The organism is Actinoplanes sp. NPDC051633, assembly GCF_040681735.1.
Classification (GTDB): domain Bacteria; phylum Actinomycetota; class Actinomycetes; order Mycobacteriales; family Micromonosporaceae; genus Actinoplanes.
This window is the reverse complement of record NZ_JBFAZH010001274.1, coordinates 1-2,121: the sequence shown is the minus strand read 5'-3', so window position 1 is coordinate 2,121 and position 2,121 is coordinate 1. Positions and strand designations below refer to the sequence as shown.

Sequence of the window (2,121 nt, the reverse complement as noted above, 5' to 3'; positions counted from 1 at the left end):
GGGCGATGTCGCCGAGGAGGCGGACCAGGGTGGCCACGCAGCGGCCGTACTCGTTGCGGTAGATGCCGTCGATGTCCATGTCTCAGGCGTCGGGCTCGTCCTCGAAGGGGCGCACCTCGACCGGGCCCATGCATGCCTCCGAGCACTTCTGCGCCCAGGCCAGCGCCTCGTCTAGGTCCGCGCACCGCAGCACCCAGAACCCGCCCAGCTGTTCCTTGGTCTCGGCGTACGGGCCGTCGGTCATGGTGGTCGCGCCGTCGCGGGACTTGACGACGGTGGCGCTGGCCGGCGGCAGGAGCCCGCCGCCGAAGACCCAGGCGCCGGCCTTCCGCAGTTCCTCGTTGACCCGGTCGACCTGGGCGTAGGAGAGCTGCATCTCCGCTTCCGGGGGCGGCGGTGCGTCGTAGTCGGCGTGCACGGCGAGCAGGTACTGCTTCATGGTCATCCTCCGATGAGATTCGACGGGGTGAATGGTGGCAGATCAGGCGGACAGGCGGCGCGCGACGGCGGGGATCACGATCGCGGCGGCGACCAGATGGGTGATCATCAGCAGCGCCTTGGTGGTGGGTGCGGCGCTCACGACGGCGTCCGGGACGAGCGACAGCGCGGTCAGGGCCACGGTGGTGCGGACGAAGGTGCGGCGCGGGGTGCGGGCGAAGCGGTGCAGCACCGCGGCCAGGACCAGGCCGACCACCGAGAACAGGGCGGTCAGCGTGCCGAAGCCCGCGACCGGGATCGGCGCGCCGTTGACGTCGAGGCTGACCCCGGCGGCGCTTCCGGCGGCGGCGGCGGCCATGGTGGCGACGCCGGCGACCGCGGTCGCGGCGATCCCGGCCACCGTCAGCGCGCCGAAACCCGAGCGGGTGGTGGTGATGGCGGTGCTGGTCATGATGCCCTCCGGTGAGGTTCCGGACCGGCTCCGTGCCGGCCTCTCACCAGGGCTACGAAATGCACCCGCCCCGATCGACAGGTCCGCCGAGGATTCCCGGATTTATTTTCCGGTGACCACGGATCGAACTCGCGGGGACTACCCCTCGGTGACGTTCAGCGGAACGCTGTTGCGCCGGGCGACCAGCGCGGAGACGCCCGCCATCAGCGCCGCGAGGACGGCCAGGACGCCGATCGCGGGCCGCAGCCCGCCGACTCCGGCGCCGATCGCCGCGATCAACAGCGGGCAGACGAACTCGCCCAGGAACAGCGATCCCGTCCACAGGCCGGTCCCCCGGCCGCGCTGATCGAAGTCCAGCCGGTTGACCGCCCAGGTGAGCAACGTGGGCAGCAGCATCCCGGTGCCGAAACCGGCGACAACGGCCCCGATGGCGATCACGGGCACCGACTCGGTGGCGAAGACCAGCGCGAACCCGATTCCCGAGAGGACGAACTCGATCGGCAGCAGCGACCGCGGTGTGCGGTGCATCAGCCGGGCGAAGCCGATGCTGCCGGCCGCGGTGGCAACCGACATCAGGGCGCTGACGCCGCCGATCGCCGCGGGCGAGTCGAAGCCGACGCCGGTGAGCACGAAGGACAGTTCGACGATCAGCGCGTAGAACACCACGCCGCCGATGAAGGTGACCAGGCACGGGGTCAGCAGCAGCCGCCAGGGCAACGGCTGCAGGCGTCGTCCCGCGGAGCGGCGGTGGGCGTGCGGCTGCCAGATCAGCTTCGCGGTCAGGGGTACGAGGACGAGCGCGACGGCGTACACCCAGAACGGCGTACGCCAGCCCTGAGCGCCCAGCGCACCACCCAGCGCGAGGAACACGGTGGCGGACAGCGCCGCGACGAGGGTCTGCAAGCTCAGGTAGCGGCTGCGCCGCGCGCCGGACCAGTAGTCGCCGATCAGCGTGGTCGCGCACGTCATGATGGCCGCCTCGCAGACGCCGACCAGAACGCGGCTGATCAGGATGGCCTGCAGCGACGGCAGATACAGCGGCGCGGTGCCCACCACGGCGTAGGCGACCAGCGCGATCAGCAGCAGCCGCTTGCGGTCGACCTTGTCGACGATCAGCCCGGCGAACGGCGCGGTCACGCCGATCAGCAGCGCGGGGATGGTCAGCACCACCGGTACGAGAACGGCGGCGCCGGGAGATCGGACGAGCGGCGGGGAGGGAAAGACTGTTGATA

At 71.1% G+C, this 2,121-nt stretch carries 3 protein-coding genes; all 3 read right to left on the bottom strand.

Going from position 1 to position 2,121, the window contains the following annotated elements; translation table 11 throughout:
- Positions 1–82: 82 nt before the first annotated feature.
- On the bottom strand, positions 83–445 hold the full coding sequence (locus AB0M20_RS40000) for a YciI family protein (protein WP_364306349.1): 363 nt from the start codon (positions 443–445) through the stop codon (positions 83–85).
- A gap of 36 nt (positions 446–481) precedes the next feature.
- Positions 482–889 carry a DUF6069 family protein gene (locus AB0M20_RS39995; protein ID WP_364306347.1) on the bottom strand — a complete coding sequence of 136 codons (408 nt, stop codon included), beginning with the start codon at positions 887–889 and terminating at the stop codon, positions 482–484.
- 138 nt (positions 890–1,027) lie between these two features.
- A partial coding sequence (locus AB0M20_RS39990) for an MFS transporter (RefSeq protein ID WP_364306345.1) occupies positions 1,028–2,121 on the bottom strand: 1,094 nt, incomplete at its 5' end.